Below are 18246 nucleotides of genomic sequence, written 5' to 3'. Positions count from 1 at the left end.
GCTGTTTGCTAAAGCCTTAAACACCCACCGCTAAACAGGACTCCACTAAACGCGGGATAAAGGTTTTGGCTAAACCTGCTACGTTTATTCTACCACCACTCACTATGTAAATAGCGTGCTGCTCGCGCAGTTGCTCAAGTTGTAGCTGGTTAAACCCGGTTAATGAAAACATGCCTTGATGCTGGGTTAGATAACTAAAGCGATCGCTGCCGGATTGCAGGGCAAACTCCTGCGCTAAGCATTGGCGTAAATCACGCATGCGTTGGCTCATTTGATTTAGCTCTTGCTGCCATTGTTGGCTTAGCTGAGCATCGTTTAGGATCTCGGCCACAATAGCTGCGCCCCAGTTGGGTGGCATGGTGTAGCTGCGACGTGCTAGCTCAAATAGTTTTCCGCGGGCATTGGTGGTTTGTTGTAAGGTTTCTCCCACTACTATGGCTACACCACTGCGTTCACGATACAAACCGAAGCTTTTTGAGTTAGAGCTGGCAATCAGCAGCTCTGGGGCTTGTAAACCTTGGCCAAAGCCTTGGTAAGCCAAATCAACAAAAGGCAAAAAGCCATTTTTGAGTGCAAGTTCAGTAATGCTTTGCCAAGCAGAAAAAGAGATGTCAGCGCCAGTGGGGTTGTGACAGCAACCATGTAATAGCAATACGTCATCGGGCCCTAGCTTAGCGATTTTCTCTAACATCGCTGGCTCGTCAACTTGCTTGCTAACAGGGTCGAAATAGGGGTAAAAGCCCACATCCAAACCTGCCGCTTGCATAATGGGTTGGTGGTTCACATAGCTGGGGTTAGACAGCCATACTTTGGCGTTTGGTTTGGCACTGGCGATAAGATCGGCCAGTAAACGTAATGCGCCACTGGCCCCTGGGGTTTGCATGGCTATCGATCGTGAAAATGAGTCGGTGCCGCTGAGCAATAAGTCTAACATGGCTTGGTTGTAACTGGCGTTTCCGGCTAAACCGATATAGGCCTGAGTGGTTTGCTGATCCAGTAAACGCTGCTGAGCAATACTTACTGCTTTCATTACCGGTGTTTCGCCTTGCTCGTTACGGTAAACTCCGATGCCTAGATCAATTTTGTCGCTGCGAGGGTCATCTTTAAAGGCTAAGCCTAATGACAAAATAGGATCATCTTTTGCGGCTGGAAGGTTAGCAAACATGGTTATTCCTTAAGGTGTAAAGCAGGCGCTTTGCTTGGCTTATATCCACTGGCAATCACAACGCCAATGACAGTGCTTATAATACCGAATATTGTAAGTGGGTCGAGGTTTTCAGCAAACAGCCAAAAGGCCAGCAGCGATGCTAATACTGGGGTGAGTGAGCCCAAGGCCGAGCTTAACTCTGCGCCTAAGCGGCTAATGGCAAAGCTATAACAACAGCTTGCTAGTAGCCCAACAATAATACCTTGAATCAGCATGTGACTGAGCAACTCGGAAATAGGAACGTGCCCTGCACCCCAGTTATGGTTTGGGGTTAGCCAAGTATAAATTATAAGTATGAGTGCATTAGGAACGGTAATTACCGCTGCTGTTTCTAGCGGGCTAAGGCCACTTTGGCGGGTAGACAAAGTAAAAACTGCCCACAACAAGCTAGCGCATAAAAACATTGCTTGACCAAGTAGCTGTTGGCTGCTGGATTGGCTAAAGCTGTTAGCTAGCAGCAGCAATACTCCGATAAATATGGCGGTCAAACCTATTTTTTTATGACGCTCAAAGGGCTGCTTAAATACCAATACCGCAATGGCTGTAACAAAAAGTGGAGCAACACCTGGCACAAGAGTGCTGCCTTGAGCCACGGGCGTATAAGACATTGCAATGGCGGAGCATAAGAAGAATGGCAGTCCAGCTCCGGCAATCATTCCCAACAAATAAGGCCAAGCTACCTCAGTGATTTTAGACCAACGTTTTATCAACAGTGGGCATAGTAGGACTGCTGGAATGACATAACGAAACAAGCTTATTTCAAGCACGCTAAGCGGTGACAAAGCACTACTGCGCAAAGATAGAAAGTAAGTGGACCAAATAACAATGGTTGCAATCGCTGCAATAAAGCCTGATCGTCTTTGCTGGCGGGAGCATAAGAGCGGAATAACCTGTAAATTAGCTAAGCTTGCTGGGGTGCTTGTTGTAGCCATGATTCATATCCTTATGGAGATAAGGTATTGTTGCTAATGATGACTGGTTAAAGGAGGCTTAATTAATGAATTTTAGCCTTATCGTTAGCTCAAGTTGCTAATCTTTAAATAAATGTTGGTTTTGATTGCTGGTGGTGTGGGATGAATAAAGTTGATCGAGAGTTATTACATTTGATTCAGTGTGACTGTCGGCTTACCACGGCAGAATTGGCGGAACAGGTAGGCTTGTCGGCGTCTCCTGTAGCTAGGCGTTTACGCTTGCTCGAGCAGCAAGGCTATATTGAGGCTTATCGCGCTCACCTCAACAAGGCCAAGCTAGGCCTGCAAATTACCACCTTTGTGCACGTTCGTTTAAAGGAGCACCAAGATGCACCGGTAATGGCCTTTGAAGCGGCAGTAAAAGACATGCCGGAAGTGGTCAGTTGCCATACTGTCTCAGGCGCCTTTGATTACTTGCTTCAAGTATTAACCGCAGACTTAGCAGCCTACGAAAAGTGGGTGAGGGAGCTACAACGCTTAACTATGGTAAGCCAGCTAGATAGTAGCTTTGCTATACGCGAAGTAAAAAATCATCAGCCTTTGCCAGTTTAAATAGGCCTTTTCACATTTAGACTCTCGTTCCCTAAAGGCTTTCTTCTAAATCTCATCCTTTTCGAATCTATGCGTAATGTATTTGTTTTGCTAAAGCAAAGTGTGTTTGTTTTGGTACAAAATTAACTTAGTAAGCGCTTTCTATTTTTCTTCGCCTTGATTGTTAGTTTCTTCTTTCTTGTTTGTTCTATTTTAGGAAGGCGGTATTTTGTTTAAGTTGTTGTTAAGTGTGAGTTTGTTCGCATATATGCAGAGAGGTTAGGCTAGTGTTGATTGTATGGTTTTAAGCCGATATCAACAATGCTATAAAGAAAGCGCTTTCAAAATTAACAAGACAAGGATGACAAAATGAATGTTAAGTTTTGTTGTAAGGTGGCGGCGCTTCCTGTGCCGTTATTGTTGCTTGCCTGTGGATCTACAGAGCAAGCTAAGCAATCGGCAGAGGCTTTACCACAGCCAATAGGCAGCCCGGAAGCCTATTGGCAATTGGTATGGAATGATGAGTTTGATGCCGATGAGATTGACCAGCGTAAATGGAATGTAGAAGAACATTGCTGGGGTGGTGGAGGCGCTAGCCAGCAATGTTATACCAAACGAAAAGCCAATATACAGGTGTCTGACGGTAGCTTAAAACTGCTGGCAAAAAAGGGCAGTTTTACTGGGCCTAGCTTACCCAGTGGTGATAAACGAATTACAAGAACACAAGCTTATACCTCGGCAAAACTGAGCACTAAAGGTAAGGTCGATTGGCGTTATGGTCGAGTTGAAGTGCGCGCAAAACTTCCACAGGGACAAGGTACCTGGCCTGCTATCTGGATGTTACCCACTGAAGAAAAGTACGGGAAATGGCCCGCATCTGGCGAGATAGATATTGTCGAGGCAGTAAACTTAAAAGCGCCTAGCGATGCTAAGGGAGTTGATAGCTCTGCTTTAGAGGACCGTTTGTATGGCAGTTTGCATTATGGACGTGCGGTGCCTGAAAATTTACGTTCTGGAAAAGACTATCAGTTGCCTAATGGCATTAACCCGGCTGATGGTTTTCACACATACACAGTGGAGTGGGAAGAAGGAGAGATCCGCTGGTTTATCGATAATGTGCACTATGCAACTCAGCGACAAGATGAGTGGTATAGCCAATACCGCAACAATGGTCACTTGGTTACCGCCGAAGGAGCAGCTCCTTTTGACCAAGCATTTTACTTAGGCTTGAACCTCGATGTTGGCGGCTCTTGGGCTGAAAACGCTAATGCCACAGGCGTAGATGGTGATATTTTTCCGCAGGCATTAGAAGTGGACTTTGTGCGGGTATATCAGTGCACTGTGGAGCGAAGTAGTGGCAAAGGTTGCAATAGCGTACCGCAAGAAGCAAACCTAGTTGAAGGCTTTAGGCCTCCGATTACAGTAGCTGTGGATACGCAATTTGCAGAAGGGCCTCGATTTAGCTTATTTGATGATGAACTGGACTACAGCTTAATGTTGAACAGTTATGACCCAAGAAATGCGATGCGCTATCGACTAACTGCGGATCCTTACCGCGGGCAGGTGATTGAGATTAGTAAAGCAGGCAAAGCCGGTAATGTGCATTTGACCGCACCTGAAACCAACATGAACCATTGGCAGGAGGGTGGACAACTCATCTTTGATTTAAAGCTACTTAGTCATGCTAAAGGCGCTAAATTGTTGGTGAAAATGGATAGCGGCTGGCCTAATGCTAGCGATTATGAAGTAGAGTTACCAGCGCTAGATACGTGGACTGAAGTGAGGATAAACGTGGCAGATCTAGCCGCTCGTGGAAACAGCTTAGTGTCTGGCAAGTCGGTAGATTTGACCAAAGTGGTTAATCTGTTTGTTATCGAGCCAACAGCCAGTATGGATCTGCAAGTTGACAAACTACGCTTTGAGTACCCTGAAGCAAGTTTGCCCTTTAACTTTGGCCAACGTGGCTTGGCTTACTACTTCTCAGATTTCGGCGGCAATAATAGTCAACTAATCCAAGATCCTAGCAAGCAACGTAGCCGAGTGGCGCTTACTCGTAAATCAGCCAATGCGGCTGGTTGGGCGGGAACCAGCTTAGGAGAGGGAGCCGGTTTTAGCCAGGCTATCCAATTAGATGAGCTTAAGCCAACCATGAGCTTGTGGGTGTACTCTCCTGCTGTGGCAACCCCAGTAAGGTTAAAGATAACCGACAGTAAGCAGCCAGATAGTTTTGCCGAAGTTGAAGTGCTTACTCAAAGCCAAGGGCTGTGGGAGCAGCTAATATTTGACTTTAGCCAAGCCACGCCAAGTTGGCAGAGTGATACTCGCTACAACAAAGTGACTTTATTTTTTAACTACGGTGTACGCGGAGCAGAAGCTGGAGAACAAGTTTTCTACTGGGACCAACTGAAGGTAGGCAGCTAACATTGCTTGAGTGCTATTAAGTAAAAAGGGGGGAGAAGCCTAAGCTTCTCCCCCCTTTTTTGTGCCAGTTTACATGGCTATTTTTTTTCAAATCGAATGTTATCTAATTTGAAGGTCATTTTGTCGCTTGGTTCAAATACCAATAGATTGCTGATTGCAGCAATGTCAGCTTTCTTACCTGCTGCATGGCTATTTCCGCCAGCGAGAATATCTTTAATATTTAAGCGAACTTCCTTCCATTCACCGGACGCTGGTAATGGTACTTCAACATCACTGGTGTGGGGCCAACCGCTATCGAGTTTCACCAGTAGTTTGGCGTTGCTAGCTTGCTCTTCAACTTTAATATCAAAGATGAGTTGGCCGCTTTCTAGCCAGTGGCTTAAATCGGTAAGAGGTGCTCTAAAGTAAATATTGCCGGCCCCATTGCTCTTACTCACTTTAATCACTTTACCGCGACTTGCTTCGTCAACTTCCGAATACTTAACTGTGTCTACCGGGTTGTAGCTTTCAAACGCTAGAGACTTGTTTAGACTATCACTGTAAATGTCTAATAGTGGACCATCTGCATAGGCATCATCTACTGCCAAAATAGCTGGTGGTTTTACGCCAGCAACTAACACTGCATTGTCAGATTTTGCAGCACAACCTTTGCCTTTCCAGCGGTCTACTGTACAGCGATATACTTTTACTGAATCAATCGAGAAGGTCTGTGGAAAGATTGACTCATCAATGCCGCCTTCATTGGCCTTGGCTGCCCAGTTACCACCTACCGCAAGGTTAAGCAGTAAGTGGAATTTTTGGTTAAACGGCGCTTCTGATTCTGCATTAACCAGCATGCCATCTTTCTCATATTGGCTATACCAGCCCTCGTGAGTTTGTGTTGCGTAGTGGTAGTTATCAACGTACCAGCGAATTTCACCTTCTTCCCACTCAATAGCATAGGTATGGTAATCATCTGCTGGGTTAGCACCATTCGGCAATTTTACACCTTGGCCTACGTGGGCGTTATCGGGCCATTTTTTACCAAAGTGTAGGGTGCCGTGAATGCGTGATTCAGGCTCGCCAATAGCGCCCGTTTCATCAGATTTAGCTTTTAGGTTTACTGCTTCCATGATGTCAATTTCACCCGATGCAGCCCAGCCGCCATATACCCAGTCAGACGGTAGCATCCAAATAGCTGGCCAAGTCCCTTGACCCGATGGCAACTTAGCGCGGATCTCAAAGCGACCGTATTTCCATTCTTTCTTGTTTAGGGTGCGTAAACGGGCAGAAGTAAATGGAAGGGTTTTGTTTAAGCCTTTTTTACCGTCGGGATTGTCAGGGCCTGTGAAGTTTCCTTTCTTGGCAACAATGTTAAGTTTGCCGTCTTCAACAAAGGCATTTACTTTGCGGTTGGTGTAACACTGCTGTTCGTTGTTGCCGCCACCCCAACAGTTTTCTTCAAAGCCCCATTTGCGGGTATCAATTTCATCACCCTCAAACTCGTCGCTCCAAATCAGTTTCCATTTGTCACTTGGAGTAACCGGCTCGCCAGTAATTTGTTTGGCTGGTTTAGTTTGAACCAAGCCACTACTTCCGTCTGAAGAAGACGAAGTGGAACCACAAGCTGTAAGTGTGGTGGCTAGCGCTAGTGCTGAGAGTTTTCCAACAGAACTCGGCTTAATCATCATTATTCTTCCTTGCTAAGCTAAAATCATTTTGTAAGCGCTTTCTTTATAGCGTTTGTGTGTATTGCTTTAAATATCGTCGTTTGGGATCTGCTTAATTGTCATTCATATTTGCGTATTGCTTCACAAAACCTAGTGTTTAAAGGGGTTTTGGGCGAGTTTGGCATAGTGTTGGTTTTGCTTGCTTAGTTGGCTTCGTGGTGCGGGCTGTTCTTTTTTTTGTTCGACTTTTTAGCAAGCGCTTTCTTTTTATTGGGTGTTCTGTAAGTGCAAAACCTTCTTTCGGTCGACTTATTCAGTAAACGTGTAGCTACACGAAGTGAGTGAACATGTATGGTGATAGCATTTGGCTTGGTTGAGTGTGTGATAATGTGTTCAAAATATGCGCAGGTTTATTTTGTTAGCGTTTACTTTGCTGGCTATATCGCCGTTTCCGCTCATATTACTAGCAAGCTGCGGCGATATTTAGTAAAAAGTAACATGCATTGCGCTATGCGCATGAGTAAAGCAGGTATTGAACAGTAGGGTTAATGAGTTGATAACAATAAAGGAAGTGTCTGAGCTGGCCAAAGTGTCTCAGGCTACTGTATCAAGAGCGATTAACGGTCACTCTTCAGTAAAGGAAAAAAATCGCGTTAAAGTGTTTAATGCGATAGAACAACTCGGCTATAAACCTAATACTTTCGCCCAGGCTTTAGCGTCTAATCGCTCAAACAGTATTGGCATGCTGGTGGGTAGTTTAGATGGTCCATACTTTGGCCCCTTAATGCACAACACTGAAAACATTATTCGTGAAGAACGTCTGCACCTTATTGTTACCAGTGGCCAAGAATCTAAAACTAAAGAAGTTGATTCGATTGAGTTTTTGGCCTCGAAAAAGGTTGATGGGTTGATCATCCACTCAGACAAGTTGTCAGACAACGAACTAATTAAGATTGCCGAAGATACGCCTGCGTCGATTATCTTAAACCGCAATATTCCTGAGCTAGCAGGGCGTTGTATCTGGATTGATAATGAGTTGGGTGGCTATTTAGCGACTAAGCACTTAATCGATAGCGGCCATACCAAGGTGGCTTGCATCACTGGGCAAATGAGTAAAGTGGAAAGCCGCGATCGCTTGCAGGGCTATCGCAACGCCCTCGCCGAGGCGGGCATTGCCTATGATGCAAATTTAGTGATTGAAGGCCGCTTTGATCACGAAGGTAATCACGAAACTGTGCAGCGTTTAATGTCTCGCAATAAAGGCTTTACCGCTATCTTTTGTCAAAACGACAATATTGCATTAGCTGTTTATAATGTATGTAGTGATGCCAAGTTAACCATTGGTGAAGACATTTCAATTGTTGGCTTTGATAACGATACTTACAGCCAGCACATCCGTCCTCGTTTAACTACGGTTAGTTTTCCTATCGAACAGCTTAGTTACGAAGCTGCTCAAGGCGTGCTTGCCTTAATCAATGACAGAGCCCACGAAGTCACTGAGAAGTTAGCGCCAGAGTTAATCATTCGTAACTCAGTTAAGCAGTTGAATAGCGATAAAGCAGGGTAATCACTTAGCCAATAGCCTAAGTGATTAAACAGGATTTTAGCTGCCCCAAAGCTGGGCTTTTAGGTGGCTAAGTTGTTGCTGAATATCACCAGAAACGGTGATTTTAGGTGAGTTGTTATCGTTAGTATCTTGGTTTTCTACAATCAGCACTTTGGCGTCTTGGCTTAGTGTATGAGTGTGGTAAACCCCTTGCTTAATGTTGTAAAGCTTTCCGGCTTGCATGTCGGTTGCAACAATCTCTCCGAGCTTTCCTTGAGTGGTTTCGGCGCAAAATAGAATGCACTTTCCCTCAAGTAAAACAAACACTTCATCGGTTGCTAAGTGACACTGAAAGTTGTCGATGAGCTCAGTTTCGAGCTCATCAATGTAGTTTAATATGGCGACTCGCCAGGTCTGAAAATCCACGACGGGAGCATATCCCGCCGCGTTGTAATCAGACACCTCTACTAGGTGGCTGTTCACTATTTTTCCTCTTGTTTAGCTCAGTAACATTTGGCTTGGCACCGAAACAAACACCTTGGCCACTTGTCCGCTACGTTCAAAGATTTGCTTACTGAGTTCTTCGCTCATCTCTAAGGACTCGCTTGACCACTGTTCACCATTTTTATAACTCACCACAAGCTGGCCTTGGCTTTGCTCTGTGCTGGCGTAAATAAATGGTACTTGGCAATAGGTGAAGGCTAATTGCTTTGCTTCTAGTGCTAGGCTTTGTGTATTGCCTTGTGGGTCAATGTATTGGTATTCATCGGCAGCGCTTAAGAACTCGCTGCTTTTAAGTAGTGAAGGTTTGATACTAATTTTACCTTGTTCTACCAGAATACCCAGCTCGCCAAAGCGGGTGAGAATTTCTTCCTTCACTTGCCCAGTCATGCCTGGTTGCTGTGCACCGGCTTGTTTAGGAGTATGCGAGTAAGGGTCGGTTGGGAAGGCGCCATACACCTCTGGCGATTTGTTAAAGCCAATGCCTGCACGCACTTTGTAGTAGTACTCAGCCAATTGTTGAGTTGCTAAGGAGTGCGGGTCAAGGTTGTAGGCGGCAAAGTAGTTCTCTTGTACCGCTAACAATAACTTAGACACCATATGCCAGTAAATCGAACCTAAGCCTTCATAGCCAAACATGGTGCCAGAGCGACCAGTAAAGGCTTGGTGGTTAAATACTTCTTCATAAATGGCAAAAATGTCTTGCCAAGCTTGGTCGGCGATCTCTGGGTAATCTGCTTTTGCAACCGCGATGGCTGCCGCTAATGCGCCGGCATTTTCGAAATCTGCATTGAAATGGTAGTGGCCTTGGTTATCTTGCTCAACAATACGTGGGTCGTTTTTCTCAAGCATGATTTGCAGAGCAGGGTTCCCCGCAACACGCGCAGCTACGATTCGGTTTTTGTTGGCAAAGCCCGCTAAATCACGATCGGGATATAACATAAAGGTGTTTTGATCGGCGCGGAACATGCTGCTGTTATATAACTTATCAAGCAAGTGAACGGCTTCGTCTGGCGTGAGTACTCCGGCAGACAATACCGCGACTTGGCCTTCTAGCATTGGGTAGAGGTAATCTACAGCCACTTCATCTTGTTTATAGTTAATGATGTTGTAAGCGTTGTACAAACCGTCGTTACGGTAGTTGCTGGCAATGCTCTTATCCATAATCTCTAGACTTGGAGCAAGCAACGCTTGAATGTCTTCAGCGCTTACGGTTACTTTGCCTGAGAAGCCATGTTGGTATACATACTGGCGATAATCTGCTGCTGCCTTGGCTAAATCACGTAATACTTGGTTACGTTGGATCTCGCTTACCGGAGCGGCCGCTACTAGTTGGCTAGCCTCTTGTAAAATTTTACTGCTAGCACTTAACCACTCGGCGAGCTCTTTAGACATGGCGTATTGCTTGTTGTCGGCAAATAGTTTTTGCATAAAGGCAACATAACGACGCATGTAATAAAGGGTTACCATGGACAAGCCTGTACCCACAATCGCGTTGTTGGCATCGTTCCATTCTGGGCGTTGGGTATTTAACCAAATACCGCCGTCTAGCACTAAGTTTCCTAGCTTAGCGAGCAGTGGAACTAATAGTTTTTCAGCCAAGTTTGCTAAGTAGACTTCTTGGTTCTGGTCTAGTAATAATCGAGCATCGCTGCCCATTACGCTTTGGCGACTTTCAATGATTTTCTGTTTGTTTTCGTTAAATTCAACGGTGTTTTTGGCGTCGGCAAAAATAGCTTCTGCTGAAGAAATCTCGTAAGGCACATTGGCGTAGCTAAAGATCTCTGTATCTAGCAGGGCTTTTAGCTCTGCAGGTTGGTATTTGTCTGACTGCTCCAAAAACTTAAGCAAATAAATGATTTGGTGATCGCCCCAGTAACCAATGTTGCTCCATGGGTCGTCAGATTCCAATAACTCCCAATCTACCCCTGCTTTAGTTATGCGGTAAGGGTTGTAGCCGTCAATGGTTGAGGCATTCACAAACTTGGCAATAAAGCTCTTAATAAAGCTTGGGTAGCTTACACCTAGTGCTTCCCAGTTTTGGAAAATGTCACGCCAGTTACCTTGGTAAGACAATAAACGATTGCCTTGGTTATCTTTTAACTTTATTTCGAAATGGTTCCAAGGGCGGCTTGGGTCGCCGTGGCGACGGCCAAAAGTTAGCGGTAAGTACTCGTGGCACAAACGCAATAATTGCGGGCTATTTTGTTTAGCGGCTAAGGATAATAGCTCGTCGTAGTTAATCTTGGCTGGCAAGCTATCTAAAAAGCTTGCTTGGTCTAGTGCGACTTGGGTATTGGCATTTTTTAGGGTTTTTACAAAATCTGCACTTTCTACCCAATATTGGTCAACAACTACACCGCCGCGCATGTTGTTAAATAAAACGTTGGCGTAGTGGTGTACGCTGGTCTCATCTTCTGCGGTTTTTTGGTAAGCATCGCTGCCCGCCATTAGCTTAAGCAGTTCTTGGTGGTTTTGTTCAACCGATGCCATCACCGCTTGCTCAAGTTGTTGCGGCTTGCTGATTTGCTGCTGCAACTCTGCTAACTGAGCGTGTGATTGGTCAACGTCGGCGACAATGCTCCAGCTATCCTGAGCAGCGGCGGCAAGTGTTAGCTTTTTATGAATGAAATAAGAGCCCCTTACTCCTCGTGTTAGTTGCTCATCTTCTACTGAGCTGCCACGGCGAAATGCAGCTAACTGCTGGCTAGACAGCAGAATTGATTGGCAGTTTTCTGCTAGCGAGAATACGCTAGTTGCTAACAGTGATTCTGCAGGCTCTGCGCGGTCGCTCAATTTAGCGTATAAGCTGTAAGTGGCTAGGCTAGAGTTGGCTTCGCGCTCATTCCATTTGTAGGCATCAAGCAGGGCGCTGCTGCCTTGCATAATCGAGAACGGCGTATTCGACGGCAGTAAGTTTTGAATGCCATCCACTAGCTCAATTTCACGGGTTTTATGAGTGGTGTTGGTGAGTGTTGCTTGGCGAATAAAACCAAACTTTTCGCTGCTGCTCCATTGGTACTTAAAGCTTAAACCTAAATCAAAGTTGAGCTCTTCAAAGATGATTTTGTCTCCCGCAACGTTTTTATAAATATTGCGACGCAATTGGTACAAGCTATCGTGGTGTTGATTGAAGGGTTCCCACTGTTGGATGCCTGCTTCGCTCGTTACTTTTACAATAGTTTTGCTGCCGGTGTTTTCAGCATTCTCATGGATGTAATCCACAGACTTATAGGGAAACAAAGCGTTCTCTGGGCGAATGCGCCCTGCCGATAAACAACCGGTTGAAGAGATGAATAACCAATGGTCGCTGGCTGAAACCACACTGATAAAAAACGGGGCCATCTGATCGACGTTTTTGATTTGGTAGTATTTATCACCATCAATAGAGACAAACTCTCCGGTGATGTCTTTTGTTAATGTATCCATGTTTTCTTCTTTCATTAGCTTAAAATCCATGTAAGCGCTTACTTTGCAGCGCAAAAAAAATTCTTGTTAAACGTTAAAACAACGTATGAAGTGATCGTCGGCAATTTGAGTCACTTCTGGAAATGCTTGATTACACTTGTCCAATGCATTTGGACAACGCGCGGAAAATGGGCAACCCACTGAATTAGGGTGCCACATAGGAATGTCTCCCTTTTTGGCACCTAGTTCACGGTGGCCACTTTTACTTGCTTCTGGCACCGCCGACAGTAATAGCTTGGTGTAAGGGTGCTGGGGCGTTTGGGTTACTTTGTCACTGTTGCCCCATTCCACCATGTGGCCTACGTACATAACAGCAGTCTTTTCTGCAAAGTAGCGCGCGGTAGCAATATCATGAGTGATGTACATGAAACTGATGCCACGTTTGTCTTTTAAATCGGCCATAAGGTTCAAAATGCCCAAGCGCACCGATACGTCTAACATCGAAATCGGCTCGTCAGCTAAGATAACTTCTGGGTCAACCGCTAGTGCGCGGGCAATAGCAACCCGCTGGCGTTGACCACCACTTAGCTCATGGGGGTATTTCTCGGCGGTTTCCACTACTGGCGAAAGGCCTACTAAATCGAGCAACTCGTAAACCTTGTTGCGCAGTTCTTTTTTGCTGGCGCGTTTGTGAATTAGCAAGGGGCGAGCAATATGGTGGTAGATTGAATGTACCGGGTTAAGTGAGCCAAAGGGGTCTTGGAAGATCATTTGTACTTGGCGAGCATATTCTAGCGAACCATGTTGTTTTACAAACTCATCCAAAGGCAGGCCCTTAAATAGGATGTCACCGCCATTTTTCTCATAGATGCGTGTTAGCACCCGAGCACCGGTACTTTTACCGGAGCCAGACTCACCAACAATCGCTAAGGCTTGGCCCTTTTTAAGCTCAAAAGATACATCGTTAACTGCCCGCATTAGGTTATTTGGGTTAGACGATAAACCAATGGGAAAGTCTTTAATTAAGTTTTCTACCGCAAGTACGGTTTGATTTTCGCTTACTACGCTCATTTTTGAACCTCCAAAATATGACAAGCAGCATGAACACCGCTAGCTTGTGCGCGCAAAATCGGTTCATCGCTTTTACAGTTTTCTACACAATCGTTACAGCGTGCTTGAAAGTTACAGCCGCTAGGTAATTTGAGCAGGTTTACCGGGTCGCCTGGGATCCCGTATAAGCGCTCTTTTGGCCCATGAATGGTTGGGAACGACGAAACCAAACCTTTGGTATAAGGGTGGCTAGGCTGGTTAAATACTGTTTTGGCGTCGCCAATTTCAATCAAGTTACCGGCGTACATAACTCCAATACGGTCGGCTATTTCGCCCATTAAGCTTAAGTCGTGGCTAATGAACAAAATCGAGAAGCCAAACTTCTCTTTTAGATCGTAAAGCTCATTAAGGATCTCTCGTTCAACCACTACGTCTAGAGCAGTGGTTGGTTCATCCATAATGATTAGCTTTGGCTCTAGCGCTAAGGCGATAGCGATAACAACGCGTTGGCGCATGCCACCACTTAATTGGTGAGGGAAGCTTTTTAAGCGGTCGCCATGAATACCCACTACCGACAGCAACTCAGTGGCTTTTTCGTTAGCCTGTTTTAGGCTGACTTGCTTGTGAGCCCAAATAACATCGGTTAACTGTTCACCAATGGTGATTACTGGGTTAAGTGAGTTCATGGCACTTTGGAATACTACCGAGGTGTCATTCCAGCGAAATGCCCGTAGCTGTTTATCGTTCATTTTCAGCACGTCCTTGCCCTTATAAAGGATTTCTCCTTCAGGGATTAGCGCGGGTGCTTTATGTAAACGGGAAATCGCGAAGGCGAGGGTGCTTTTACCGCAACCCGACTCACCAGCTAGGCCAAGGGTCTCGCCTGGGGCAATGCTTAAACTTACATTGTTTACCGCGCGAGCAATGCCATTGGGTGAAACATAGTCAACGCTTAGGTTGTTAATCTCTAGTAATGCTTGGCTCATGCTAAACCTCGACGTTGATTGGCTGCTTTTTGCAGTTTTTTCCATACTTTTAGGTGCGGACCAGTTTTAAGTTTTGGATTACTTACTTGGTCAATTGACATGTTAATTAGCGCTAGCGCACCACCGGTAAAGGCTAGAGCTAAGGCTGGTACTAACATCTCCCACCATGCGCCGGTGTAGAGAGAAGAAGAAACTTGCGCCCAGTAGAGCATAGAGCCCCAGCTAACTTCGGTGGCGTCGCCTAAACCTAATATGCCTAAACCGGCCTCAGAGCCCATGGCGTAAATCACCGTACCCAAAAAGCCACCAAATACGATAGAAACCAAGTTAGGAAGAATTTCCACTAAGATGATGCGCAGCTTGGATTCGCCCATTACCTCGGCCGAAATGATGAACTCTTTGTTTCGTATTGCCATGGTTTGGGCTCTGATAACCCTAGCGCCCCATGGCCAGGAGGTGACCCCCAGCAGCACGGTTATCACTAAGGAGCCCACCTGCCCAAGAAAGGCAGCCAACACAATCAATAGCGGCAGTTGCGGAAAAACCAAAAATACATTGGTGATGAAGTTTAACCACTCGTCAATTTTGCCTCCAAAGTAACCAGAGCTAACGCCAACGGCTACCGCTATGCTCATGGCAATAATGCCAGCAGTGATGGCAACAGTAAGTGACTTACGCGCGCCATAAAGCACTTGGCTAAAAACGTCGCGGCCGTTACGGGTTGTGCCCATAATGTATTCGGCACTTGGCGCTTGGTGAGGTCTGGATACACGTTTTTGTGGATCGTGTGTTGCAATTGCTGGAGCAAATAGTGCACCGAGCAAAATAATTGTAGCTAGTAATCCGCCAATAATTGCCGGTGGATTACCATGAAAAAAGGCTAAACACTTGGCTAATACTTGGCGCCACTTAGCGGAGTTGTGATGATGTTCCATAGTAAAACCTACTTCGAAATACGGGGATCAAGCCAGACATACAACAAGTCGGCGATGAAGTTTGCAGTAAGTACCGCAGTAACAAGAATGAGCAAAATAGCCTGAATAAGCGGGTAGTCGCGCGCCACAATACCTTTAAGCAAGATGTTGCCTAAGCCTTGGTAGTTAAACACCACCTCGGTCATGATTGAGCCGGCAAATGAAAAACCAATGGCCATGGCAATAGCGGTAGCTACCGGTAAGATCGCGTTACGCCCAGCGTAGCGATACATTACCCGAAAGCTCGATAGACCTTTGGCTTCTGCCATCGTCACATAGTCTTCACCCAGCACATTAATCATGGCGTTACGCATGTTAAAAACCCAGGTGGCAATGCCTACCACAACCATAGACCCCATGGGTAATATGGCGTGTTTAAGTACGCTACCAATAAACTCCCAACTAAAAGCAGGTTCTAAGGTAGGGTCGTAGGTATAAGCCAGTGGCAGCAGCTCTAACTGCAAACCAAAAAAGTAGAACAGCAATAATGCGGTTACGATGTACGGGAAATTACTAATAAAGGCGAGTACCGGCGGAAATACCTGACCAAAAAAACCTTCACGTCTATAAGAAGCGTAGGTGCCAATTGATACCCCAATAATTAGCGCTACAATCAATGAACCTAGGGCTAGGAACATGGTCCACGGCAGGGCCATACCTATCACTTCAGTTACTCCCACTGGGAACATTAATACTGAAGGACCTAAATCCAAGGTAAATACACTTTTAATGTAGGCAATGTATTGCTCAAAAACCGAGCCATCCATAAAACCATACATTTCTCTTACCGCGTCCATTTGCGCGGGATCCATTCTGCCTTGAGCTGCTGCAAATAATGCGTCAACTGGATCGCCTGGCATTAACCGGGGTAACAAAAAGTTAAAGGAGATGGCGATCAAGAAGGCTGTGAAGTAAAAGCCCAGTCGGCGTAATAAAAAACTCATAATATTTTCCAAAGTAAGAGAGCCAACCAGTGGCTCTCTACAGTTGTGTTACTTAAGGTGAAGATTGTTAATGATTAACACTCGTTTACCACCGTCGTACCATACTGGCTGTACATATGGGTTTTCTGCGTTTGGCCAACCAACAATTTTGGAGCTGTTGTATTGGAACCAAGTTGGATTAGAAAATAGCGGAATGAAAGGTAAGTTCTCTGCGCTAAATACTTGCAGCTGCTTGATGATGTCGGCCTGTTCTGCAGTGTCGTTAGTTTTGCCAAAGCCATCAATTAGGGCGTCAATTTCTGGTGAGTGAACACCATGACCACCATGCCACGTTTTACCAATGCGCGAACTTGAGTAGTAATCTTGGTAAGCCAAAATAGGGTGGGTAGCTACTAGCGACCAGTTAATCGACATTTTGTATTTACTGTCTTTTAGTGACGAGTCATACACTGCCCAATCAACGGTTTTCACATTGGCTTTAATGCCTACTTCTTCGAAGTATTCGGTAACCATTTGTACTACTTGGATCCAATCGGTCCAGCCGTTTACTACTTCAATATCAAACTCGATGCGCTTACCGTCTTTGGTTTGGCGGAAGCCATCGCCACTTTTATCTACATAGCCAGCTGCATCTAACATTTGGTTAGCTTTGTCTGGGTTGTAAGTGGTTAAGTCTTTGTACTTAGCGGTAACGTCGGCATCAATATAAGTGCTGTATAGTTCACCAATACCACCGGCATTAAAGTTAACCGTTGGGTAACCATAGGCCGCGATATCTACAATCGCTTCACGGTCTAAAGCCATTGATAAGGCTTTACGTAATTCTAAATCGCTAAAAGGCGCTTCTTTTGTATTTACGTATAAATGAATAGCATCGTTTGCTGGGTACCAGTAATGATGATTTTCTGGGCTTGCCGCAACAAAGGTATTGTCGATATCAGCAATAAAGTTTGAACCCCAGTCAATTTCGCCTTTCATTAAAGCGGGCTGGATTTGCGAGTTATCGTTGTAAGAGCGGTAGGTAATACAATCTAGGTGAGGCAAACCTTCCAGGTAATAGTTGGGGTTGCGGCACAACTCCATTTGCTGGGTTTTTATATACTTCACTTCGGTCATTGGACCGCTACCAATAGGGTTGGGGTTTGTGAAGGTGGTTAAGTCACTTACTTTACTCCACACCTTTTCTGGAATGATATGGTATTTCTCTAGGTTCCAGATAAAGGTTGAATCAGCCTGGTTTAACTTAAACTCTACCGTTGTCTCATTCGTTGCTTCAATGCTAATTAGGTTGCCTTCGGTCCAAATACCCCGTTGGTCAAATGCACCATTTTCTTTGGTCATGGTGAAGCTATAAGCTACATCTTTAGCAGTAAGAGGGCTGCCATCAGACCATGTTAAACCATCACGAAGGGTGAGCTTAATGGTTTTAAGATCGTCGGAATATTCAGCTGATTTAGCCAGGCGCCACTCAGTGTTACCGGTCATATTGTTGAAGACCATTAATGGTTCAAACATCACACCATGTAATAAGTCTTTAGAAGTATAAGGGTTGTAGTTTTCTACAAAACCAGTACCAATGATGGGTACGGTAAGGGTTCCGCCTTGTTTAACATCGCTGGCTATTGCGCTTCCTGATGACAACATTAAACCGCAAATAATTGAAGATAAAACCGTTTTACTCTGCATTAGATAATCCTTTTTTATCGGCACTCTCGCTAGGTACGCTTTCTTATTAATCCTTAAGGCCCACACTATAAGTCTTAAAAACCAAAAAGAAAGCGCTTTCTTTTGTGGCACTCTATTTTAGAATCGAAATGTAGGCAATCTAAAGTCGGTTATTTTTCTACTCAGGTCACATTTAGCTCTATTTTTACCTAATTAGGGGTGTTTATGAGTGGAAAGTACACGATTTTCTTGGAGTTTAAGTCATGCATGTTGGATCTTGATAAGCTTTTCATAGGATTTGTATGAATAATATTTTGAAAGCGCTTACTTTTCGTGATGAGCCTCAATATTTTTAATTAAGCCTTGCAGTAACGCTGTACAGATTCCGTTAGC

The 18246-nt window shown here is 45.1% G+C and carries 13 protein-coding genes; 3 read left to right on the top strand and 10 right to left on the bottom strand.

All coding sequences use genetic code 11. The annotated features are described in order from the left end of the window. Positions 1–16 precede the first annotated feature (16 nt). Together LQZ07_RS21010 and LQZ07_RS21005 are read right to left on the bottom strand one after the other, a co-directional pair. On the bottom strand, positions 17–1165 hold the full coding sequence (locus LQZ07_RS21010; protein ID WP_152784205.1) for an amino acid aminotransferase: 1149 nt from the start codon (positions 1163–1165) through the stop codon (positions 17–19). A gap of 2 nt (positions 1166–1167) precedes the next feature. After that, entirely contained in the window at positions 1168–2139 is a 972-nt protein-coding gene (locus tag LQZ07_RS21005; protein ID WP_152784207.1) for a DMT family transporter, read from the bottom strand. Between the two features lie 141 nt (positions 2140–2280). On the opposite strand from LQZ07_RS21005, the gene LQZ07_RS21000 reads away from it, so the two are divergent. Together LQZ07_RS21000 and LQZ07_RS20995 are read left to right on the top strand one after the other, a co-directional pair. After that, complete coding sequence (locus LQZ07_RS21000; protein ID WP_152784209.1) at positions 2281–2730, top strand: Lrp/AsnC family transcriptional regulator; 450 nt, start codon at positions 2281–2283, stop codon at positions 2728–2730. 348 nt (positions 2731–3078) lie between these two features. After that, positions 3079–5130 (top strand): glycoside hydrolase family 16 protein, encoded by a 2052-nt coding sequence (locus LQZ07_RS20995; RefSeq protein ID WP_152784211.1) that lies wholly within the window; start codon positions 3079–3081, stop codon positions 5128–5130. A gap of 77 nt (positions 5131–5207) precedes the next feature. Here LQZ07_RS20995 and LQZ07_RS20990 read toward each other — a convergent pair whose 3' ends face one another. Continuing rightward, entirely contained in the window at positions 5208–6800 is a 1593-nt protein-coding gene (locus LQZ07_RS20990; RefSeq protein WP_227981514.1) for a glycoside hydrolase family 16 protein, read from the bottom strand. Positions 6801–7332: 532 nt separating this feature from the next. On the opposite strand from LQZ07_RS20990, the gene LQZ07_RS20985 reads away from it, so the two are divergent. Then, entirely contained in the window at positions 7333–8346 is a 1014-nt protein-coding gene (locus tag LQZ07_RS20985; RefSeq protein WP_152784213.1) for a LacI family DNA-binding transcriptional regulator, read from the top strand. Positions 8347–8382: 36 nt separating this feature from the next. On the opposite strand, the gene LQZ07_RS20980 is transcribed toward LQZ07_RS20985, so the two are convergent. The 7 genes from LQZ07_RS20980 to LQZ07_RS20950 form a co-directional block, all read right to left on the bottom strand. After that, the gene (locus tag LQZ07_RS20980; RefSeq protein WP_040307117.1) at positions 8383–8808 is read right to left on the bottom strand and encodes a WxcM-like protein; all 426 of its coding nucleotides are present in this window, start codon (positions 8806–8808) and stop codon (positions 8383–8385) included. A 15-nt stretch (positions 8809–8823) separates the two neighbouring features. Then, on the bottom strand, positions 8824–12255 hold the full coding sequence (locus tag LQZ07_RS20975) for a hypothetical protein (RefSeq protein ID WP_152784215.1): 3432 nt from the start codon (positions 12253–12255) through the stop codon (positions 8824–8826). A 66-nt stretch (positions 12256–12321) separates the two neighbouring features. Beyond that, positions 12322–13305 (bottom strand): ABC transporter ATP-binding protein, encoded by a 984-nt coding sequence (locus LQZ07_RS20970; protein WP_152784217.1) that lies wholly within the window; start codon positions 13303–13305, stop codon positions 12322–12324. Then, on the bottom strand, positions 13302–14270 hold the full coding sequence (locus LQZ07_RS20965; protein ID WP_152784219.1) for an ABC transporter ATP-binding protein: 969 nt from the start codon (positions 14268–14270) through the stop codon (positions 13302–13304). Before LQZ07_RS20965 ends, LQZ07_RS20970 begins: the two co-directional genes overlap by 4 nt. Next, complete coding sequence (locus LQZ07_RS20960) at positions 14267–15205, bottom strand: ABC transporter permease (protein ID WP_152784221.1); 939 nt, start codon at positions 15203–15205, stop codon at positions 14267–14269. The genes LQZ07_RS20965 and LQZ07_RS20960 overlap by 4 nt, the downstream gene beginning before the upstream one ends. 8 nt (positions 15206–15213) lie before the next feature. Beyond that, positions 15214–16188, bottom strand: a complete 975-nt coding sequence (locus tag LQZ07_RS20955; protein WP_152784223.1) for an ABC transporter permease — start codon at positions 16186–16188, stop codon at positions 15214–15216. Positions 16189–16236: 48 nt separating this feature from the next. Further along, positions 16237–17874 (bottom strand): ABC transporter substrate-binding protein, encoded by a 1638-nt coding sequence (locus tag LQZ07_RS20950; RefSeq protein ID WP_152784225.1) that lies wholly within the window; start codon positions 17872–17874, stop codon positions 16237–16239. Between the last annotated feature and the right edge of the window lie 372 nt (positions 17875–18246).

The organism is Agarivorans sp. B2Z047, assembly GCF_023373605.1.
In the GTDB taxonomy this organism is placed as follows: domain Bacteria; phylum Pseudomonadota; class Gammaproteobacteria; order Enterobacterales; family Celerinatantimonadaceae; genus Agarivorans; species Agarivorans albus.
This window is presented reverse-complemented; position numbering and strand designations above follow the sequence as displayed.

What these genes read in the sequence shown, in the direction of transcription:
- LQZ07_RS21000 (WP_152784209.1), top strand. Translation starts at nt 2,281, where the DNA reads ATGAATAAAGTTGATCGAGAGTTATTACATTTGATTCAGTGTGACTGT.
- LQZ07_RS20975 (WP_152784215.1), bottom strand. Translation starts at nt 12,255, where the DNA reads ATGGATACATTAACAAAAGACATCACCGGAGAGTTTGTCTCTATTGAT.
- LQZ07_RS21010 (WP_152784205.1), bottom strand. Translation starts at nt 1,165, where the DNA reads ATGTTTGCTAACCTTCCAGCCGCAAAAGATGATCCTATTTTGTCATTA.
- LQZ07_RS20955 (WP_152784223.1), bottom strand. Translation starts at nt 16,188, where the DNA reads ATGAGTTTTTTATTACGCCGACTGGGCTTTTACTTCACAGCCTTCTTG.
- LQZ07_RS20970 (WP_152784217.1), bottom strand. Translation starts at nt 13,305, where the DNA reads ATGAGCGTAGTAAGCGAAAATCAAACCGTACTTGCGGTAGAAAACTTA.
- LQZ07_RS20995 (WP_152784211.1), top strand. Translation starts at nt 3,079, where the DNA reads ATGAATGTTAAGTTTTGTTGTAAGGTGGCGGCGCTTCCTGTGCCGTTA.
- LQZ07_RS20965 (WP_152784219.1), bottom strand. Translation starts at nt 14,270, where the DNA reads ATGAGCCAAGCATTACTAGAGATTAACAACCTAAGCGTTGACTATGTT.
- LQZ07_RS21005 (WP_152784207.1), bottom strand. Translation starts at nt 2,139, where the DNA reads ATGGCTACAACAAGCACCCCAGCAAGCTTAGCTAATTTACAGGTTATT.
- LQZ07_RS20950 (WP_152784225.1), bottom strand. Translation starts at nt 17,874, where the DNA reads ATGCAGAGTAAAACGGTTTTATCTTCAATTATTTGCGGTTTAATGTTG.
- LQZ07_RS20960 (WP_152784221.1), bottom strand. Translation starts at nt 15,205, where the DNA reads ATGGAACATCATCACAACTCCGCTAAGTGGCGCCAAGTATTAGCCAAG.
- LQZ07_RS20990 (WP_227981514.1), bottom strand. Translation starts at nt 6,800, where the DNA reads ATGATGATTAAGCCGAGTTCTGTTGGAAAACTCTCAGCACTAGCGCTA.